The following is a 6,580-nucleotide window of genomic DNA, read 5'->3' as shown; positions in this document are numbered from 1 at the left end:
TTTTGAGCCTCTTGGTTTTTCTAGTAATTATCAAAAAGAATAGTACGACAAGAAAAAACTCTAAATTTTCACCTAATCACAAGGAATTTATTTCCTCCTAGAAGTTGCTTATCTGTAGAATTTTTTTCTGGATTTATCCTTCGTTTTCTTATCTTTTTTATTCCTTGCCTAAAAAAATTATTCCCACAACTCTAACAGAGATGTATAGTATTAAAAAGAGAAAATAGCGTCAAACTCAAAGTCAAACAAATTAAGATGAAACGGCGAAAATTTATACGTTATCTACAGGCAAGTCTATTAACTGTAATAGGAACAGGTTTAACATCTAAATTTCACCATTCTCAGGCACAAACAGGAGAATCTTTAACTATTACATGGTTAGGACATACTTGCTTTTTATTTGAAGGTGGAGGTACTAAAGTATTAGTAAATCCTTTTCGCCAAATAGGTTGTACTGCTGGATATCGTGACCCCAAAGTAGATACAGATTTAATTTTGATTAGCAGTAGATTATTAGATGAAGGAGTCGTAGAAGGTTTTACAACTAATCCCCCACCACTGTTGTTATCTGAATCTGGAGTTTATCAAGTTAACGGTAGACAAATTCAAGGAATTCGTACTGCTAAAGATAGAGAAGGTGGACGTAGATTTGGCACTAATGTCGCTTGGTTATGGCAACAGGCAGGAATTAAGATTTTGCATTTAGGGGGATTAGCTAGTCCGATTGGTATAGAAGAGCGGATTTTAATTGGCCGTCCAGATTTACTACTAATTCCTGTAGGTGGTGGTCCAAAAGCTTACACCCCCTTGGAAGCAAAAAAGGTTTTGGAAGTGCTAAAACCTAGGATTGTAATTCCTACTCACTACAAAACCGAAGCTGCTGATGAAACTAGCTGTGAGATTGCTCCTTTGGAAGATTTTCTCAGTGTAATGGAGGGAAGTCCAGTCAGAGTTGTAAATCAGGACAGGATTTCCATTGCCAAATCTGATCTACCCCAGGAAGGTTTATTAATAGAAGTCTTAAGTTATAGATTTGACCAACAAACGAGTTCTCAAGCCTCCCAGGGCAAACGCATCTAAATTCTGGAAGCTTTTGTCGTTAAGGCTTATAGAAGCAATAAGTATAAATACTCAAATAGCTAAAATTCTTGCCCTGTCAGAACTTCAAAATAAGATGCGTTTGCCCTGTCAAACCTCCCCCTTTTCAGGGGATGAAAAAAATTCACCATACATATTTCAAGCCTCCGACTAAACCCGGAGGTACTGATAACTGATAACTGAAATGACCAGTTATCTCTGAATTCTCTGGGAAGCAATTAAAAATAGAAAATTTAATTTTAGGTACTTGAGTCTAAACTATCTTGTCATTTCTTAAAAATTTGCTAAGATATGTAAATTAAGTTTACACTTTTTAACAAAAGCAAAGAGAAATTAAGTATGAAAGCCCAAAATAGTTTAACTGTGGTGAAAAAAGCGATCGCTATCTTAGGATTAGTCGGTGTTAGTGCTAGTTTCGGCCTACCCGCAGTAGCAAACTTCTCTCAAAAATCTTCCACTCAAAGAGTAGTTAACCAACCCCTACAAATTGCTGATGGTCACTCTAAATCTCAAGATATAGTAGCAACTGCAGTAGAAGCAGGTCAATTCAATACTTTAGCTGCGGCACTAAAAGCTGCTGGTTTAGTAGAAGTGCTACAAGGAGAAGGTCCATTTACAGTATTTGCACCTACAGATGAAGCATTTGCAGCTTTACCAAAAGGAACATTGGAAAAGTTATTATTGCCAGAAAACAAGGATAAACTGGTACAAATTCTGACTTATCATGTAGTTCCTGGTAAGGTAATGTCTGGCGACTTAGAATCTGGAAAGGTAAAAACTGTCGAAGGTAGTAAAGTAAACGTTAAAGTTTCTGATGCAGGAGTTAAGGTTGGAAATGCTAAAGTAGTTAAAGCAGATGTACCTGCAAGTAATGGTGTAATTCATGTAATTGATACAGTAATTCTACCTGAATAATTAATTACCCTCATACCGTTTATTGGAAATATATAGAGTAAGCCCATTCTTCACTATGCTCATGAATGGGTTTTTTAATATACTCAGAAGTCAAAAGTCATCCCTGAATAAACTTGAGCATTTATAAATGTTGTAGCCTATTTAAGTAGTCCTATATTTGAAATATTTTTCAGATAACTTCCAGTTTTGTACTAGTCTGAATAATGTAGTTAATGAAATTGGGAAAACATGAATACCCAAAGTCTTCTGGCTCTCTTCAACAAGTCCATCAATATCTTGGGATTAATCTGCGCTACTTTAGGGCTAATCTTTGCTAGTGTCTTTTATAGTCTACCCGCAGTAGCTAATCAGCAAGTAGTTAATCAACCTGTACTAATTGCTTACGCTCAAGATATTGTCTCAACTGCAGTAGAAGCAGGCCAATTCAATACTTTAGCTGCCGCACTAAAAGCTGCAGGTTTAGTAGAAGTGCTACAAGGAGAAGGTCCATTTACAGTATTTGCACCTACTGATGAAGCATTTGGAGCTTTACCACCAGGATTAGTAGACAATTTATTACTTCCAGAAAACAAAGATACATTAATCAAAATTCTGACCTATCATGTAGTTCCTGGCAAGGTAACGTCTGGAGATTTAGAATCTGGAAAAGTAAAAACTGTTGAAGGTGATGATATCTACGTTAAAGTTTCCAATGCAGGTGTAAAGGTGGATGACGCTAATGTGATTATTCCAGATGTACCTGCAAGTAATGGTGTAATTCATGTTATCGATTCTGTAATTACACCATCCAAATAATTAGTATTAGATTCTATTGTTAGCGATTACTATCAAAGGATAGAAATATTTTGAACGTACCTCATTCGGAAGTATCGTAAGAATGAGGTTTTTTAGTAACTTTTATAAATTATGGGAATAGGAGTCAGGAGTCAGAATAAATACCATAAATATCATTTATTGACTTAAATATCCCTTCTTATAAATTTTTGCTACAAATATTGAGGTTATCTCTTAGGAGTAAGGAGTCAGAATTTACTCATGTTTTCAGCTCAAATTAAGTATTATAAAAATTGTTATAACATAAGCGCAGATTCCTATAGATAGAAGGTAGAATAATTCAAGAGGCGCGAAAAAGTAGCTCTTGATTGATAAGCAGATTTAATATTGTCGCCTAATACGGTTTAAATAAAACAAAAATTCGTCTGTTTGTCGAAAAAATTATTAACTGAATTGCATTAAGGAGTTGCATAATCTAGATATGAATTATAAATATTCAACTCCCTACTCCCTACTCCCTATTCCCTAATATGAATTTAACTTTTTGCATTATTGTTAAAAATGAGGAAAAAAATTTGCCACGATGTTTGGCAAGTGTGAAAGATGTAGTAGATGAAATGGTTGTTTTGGATACTGGTTCAACTGACCGAACGCCAGAAATAGCTCAAGAATTTGGTGCAAAAGTACATTATTTTGAATGGTGTAATGATTTTGCAGCGGCAAGAAATGAATCTTTGAAATATATTACGGGTGATTGGGTTTTAGTATTAGATGCTGATGAATATCTCTCACCAAAAATAGCTCCACATATTAGAGAAGCAATAAAGAGCGATCGCTACATTTTAATTAATTTAATTAGAGAGGAAATAGGGGCGCAACAATCTCCCTATTCTTTAGTTTCTCGTCTCTTTAGGAATCATCCAGAGATAAAATTTTCTCGACCTTATCACGCCATAGTTGATGATAGTATTTCTGAGATTTTAGCGAAAGAATCTGATTGGCAAATAGCTTCTTTGCCAGAAATAGCAGTTTTACATGAGGGTTATCAAAAGGGAGAAATTACTTCTAAAAATAAACTGGAAAGAGCAAAGGCAGCCATGGAAAGTTTTCTGAGCAACCATCCTAATGATGCTTATGTTTGTAGTAAGTTGGGAGCTTTATATTTAGAAGTTGGTGAAAGAGAAAAAGGGATGGAATTATTGTTTCGAGGTTTGCAAGATTCAGAGGTAGATAAAACTGTTTTATATGAGCTACATTACCACTTAGGAATTGCCTATCGACAAAAGCAAGAAAAAGAAATGGCAAAGCGTCATTATCAAATAGCAACAGAATTAAATATTTTGCCTAAATTGAAATTAGGAGCATACAACAATTTAGGTAATTTGTTGAAAGAAGAAGGAAATTTAGAGAAAGCAAAAACTAACTATGAAATTGCTATACAGATAGACCCTAAATTTACAGTCGGTCATTACAACCGAGGCATGGTCTTGAAAGAAATGGGTTGGTTTACTGAAGCGATCGCCTCTTATAAAAAAGCTATTCAACTTGATGCTGACTATCCAGAAGCTTATCAAAATTTGGGAGTTGTATTGTTGAAAATTGGTCAAGTACCAGAAAGTTTAGAGGCGTTTGGGAAAGCAATTAGTTTGCATGAAAAATATAACCCTCTCGAAGCCAAGCGACTTAGGGAAGTATTAGAGTCAATGGGTTTTATGTTGTAGAATTCTAGCCGTCGAAGTTGAAATCTTTAAGTCACTTTAGAAATAGGTGTTTCTTTTAGAGGTGGAGTTGTTTGAGTTGTCGTAACTAGGTTTAACTCAAGAGGATCGGGATTTAACAATTCATCTTCATCTAACTCTGTAGTTCGGAAAAACTTACGCACAATTTCAACGTCTGGCTCAACTTCAATCCAAAGACGCGCGCCGCCTGCCTGACTGCGATTTGGTGTATGAGGGCGATAAACAATTTTGCAATTTCCTTTAATTTCTGCTTCATGGCAACGGTCATTACGATTTCCTTGCTTTACAGATATTGCAGGATGGGATGTACCATGGTCTCGGTTATGGTCGATTTCTTTTCGCAAAACATGAATAAAAGTATTGCCTGTACGTTGTCCTTTATTCCAAGTTCCCTCAGGACCTCGACGACCTGGAATGACTTCTGGCATTCCTCGACGGTTTAGAGGAATTTTCCACCAACGTTTGCCTCTACGGGCGTCTTTAATGCGACCTTGGTTTAAAAGCACTCGTAATCTTCCGGTCGAAATATTCAACAAGAAAGCTGCTTCAGTTGTACCAACAGTTTCAATAGTTTCCATATTTTCAATAGACATAGGCGTGATAATCAAAAATAAAATCAATCCCATACGCAAAAATTATCAATTCTTTCTACCTGTTCCCAGTTAAGTGTTCCCTGTTCCCTCTTTTCCGGAGAGGTCTAATAGTTTCAATAGTTTCAATAGTTTCCATGACCATAAAAAGCAAAAACGTTTATTTAAACAAAATACTGAGATAAAGCTCAAAAGTTATCTGATACTTTCGACAAAAGTTATAGATATAGAGACAAAAAACTATAACGTTTGACTTTTAGAAAATAGATAAAGTTTGTCAGCTAGACCAATATAACTAAAAATGGTACTTTAGGAAAATTGCTTAATTTTCTGTAAGTACAGACTTCTCCCAAGAGTTTATTCTACTACTTTAGCTGTGCCAATCAGTTGTAGATTTTTTGTTGGCTTTTCTACTTAAGAATCCCAAAGTTAGGACTCACGACATCCATAATTTCTCAAGTTTCAAAACTAATACCAATTCACTTTAAATATGTCACAAATAGTTTCAAACTATATATGTGACATAATTTCCTTAAATTACTGTAGCGTCAAAGTTTCGAGCCTATAAAATATTACTTTTGACTTTTGAATGCATGACTTTTGACTTCCGTGAAACGGTATTAGCCTATCTGTTTTAAGGTTTCAATTTCTGGTCACCTCTGGTGATACGAATCCTAAGTTTCATCAGGGAACTTAATCCGACGAATCGCCTCCTCTTGTTTCTTTAGGTGTGCTTCCTGTTGAGCTAGAATTTTTTCCTGTTCCAGAAATTTTTTGTGGAGGGCTTGGATGGCAGCCATAATGATACCATTATCATCAATTGACACATCCTTGTGACCGACATTCAATTTGTTATAAGCAGTATCAAGCATTATTCTATTTCCTAACTTTCATCTCGATCTGAATGGGAAAGGCTTTCAAGTAGGCGGGCATTTTTCTCTAGTTGCTCCTCATTTTGTGAAATGTGACGGCTTTGCTCCTCAATAAGCTGATTGAGACCTTTGATGGAGGCTAAACACACGCCAATAGCATCAATATGGAATATGGCCTTATCTGTGTTGCCAAGGCCGAAAGCTCCGTAAAAATCCTGCGCCATTGGGCCCATATGACGGATTTCTGGATTCTCAGACTTGTAGTTCCAGGTTTGGATTGGGATATCTGCCAATTTTTTCAAAACTTCTTGAGGATTTGTTGCCTCTAGATTTTCCACAAATTCCGGATGGGCTGACAATGGAACTGCCCCTCGGGATAAACGCCTGACAATTTCTTTAAAAATGCTCATATTTTATCTCGAAATACAATACTTAGATAATTCTATAACAAATCTATTAAAAAAAAAGCAGAGAACCTGACACAGACTCTGCTTTCATAAAGTTTACCCCACAGCAAACATTCAGAGCAAAGAGGCTAGTACATCATCTACATCAACATCTGTAATGTTCTGCTTGAGGTTGCGATCGCTTC

At 35.9% G+C, this 6,580-nt stretch carries 7 protein-coding genes; 4 read left to right on the top strand and 3 right to left on the bottom strand.

Annotated features, from left to right (window positions below; translation table 11 throughout):
- Positions 1–255 precede the first annotated feature (255 nt).
- The 4 genes from ACP6PM_RS04765 to ACP6PM_RS04750 all read left to right on the top strand — a co-directional run bounded on the left by ACP6PM_RS04765 (position 256) and on the right by ACP6PM_RS04750 (position 4,508).
- Positions 256–1,080 carry an MBL fold metallo-hydrolase gene (locus tag ACP6PM_RS04765; RefSeq protein ID WP_426582327.1) on the top strand — a complete coding sequence of 275 codons (825 nt, stop codon included), beginning with the start codon at positions 256–258 and terminating at the stop codon, positions 1,078–1,080.
- A gap of 357 nt (positions 1,081–1,437) precedes the next feature.
- Positions 1,438–2,013 (top strand): fasciclin domain-containing protein, encoded by a 576-nt coding sequence (locus tag ACP6PM_RS04760; RefSeq protein ID WP_426582325.1) that lies wholly within the window; start codon positions 1,438–1,440, stop codon positions 2,011–2,013.
- Between the two features lie 228 nt (positions 2,014–2,241).
- Positions 2,242–2,808, top strand: a complete 567-nt coding sequence (locus tag ACP6PM_RS04755; RefSeq protein WP_426582323.1) for a fasciclin domain-containing protein — start codon at positions 2,242–2,244, stop codon at positions 2,806–2,808.
- 509 nt (positions 2,809–3,317) lie between these two features.
- Positions 3,318–4,508, top strand: coding sequence for a glycosyltransferase family 2 protein (locus tag ACP6PM_RS04750; protein WP_426582322.1), 1,191 nt, complete (start codon positions 3,318–3,320; stop codon positions 4,506–4,508).
- A 26-nt stretch (positions 4,509–4,534) separates the two neighbouring features.
- On the opposite strand, the gene ACP6PM_RS04745 is transcribed toward ACP6PM_RS04750, so the two are convergent.
- The 3 genes from ACP6PM_RS04745 to ACP6PM_RS04735 all read right to left on the bottom strand — a co-directional run bounded on the left by ACP6PM_RS04745 (position 4,535) and on the right by ACP6PM_RS04735 (position 6,398).
- Positions 4,535–5,119, bottom strand: coding sequence for a hypothetical protein (locus tag ACP6PM_RS04745; RefSeq protein ID WP_426582320.1), 585 nt, complete (start codon positions 5,117–5,119; stop codon positions 4,535–4,537).
- A gap of 671 nt (positions 5,120–5,790) precedes the next feature.
- Positions 5,791–5,988 (bottom strand): hypothetical protein, encoded by a 198-nt coding sequence (locus ACP6PM_RS04740; RefSeq protein ID WP_426582318.1) that lies wholly within the window; start codon positions 5,986–5,988, stop codon positions 5,791–5,793.
- Between the two features lie 11 nt (positions 5,989–5,999).
- Positions 6,000–6,398: a tail fiber domain-containing protein gene (locus tag ACP6PM_RS04735; protein ID WP_426582316.1), complete on the bottom strand. Its 399-nt coding sequence runs from the start codon at positions 6,396–6,398 to the stop codon at positions 6,000–6,002.
- Between the last annotated feature and the right edge of the window lie 182 nt (positions 6,399–6,580).

Origin of the sequence: Dapis brunnea BLCC-M229 (genome assembly GCF_050015995.1) — a bacterium.
GTDB lineage: Bacteria > Cyanobacteriota > Cyanobacteriia > Cyanobacteriales > Microcoleaceae > Trichodesmium.
This window is presented reverse-complemented; position numbering and strand designations above follow the sequence as displayed.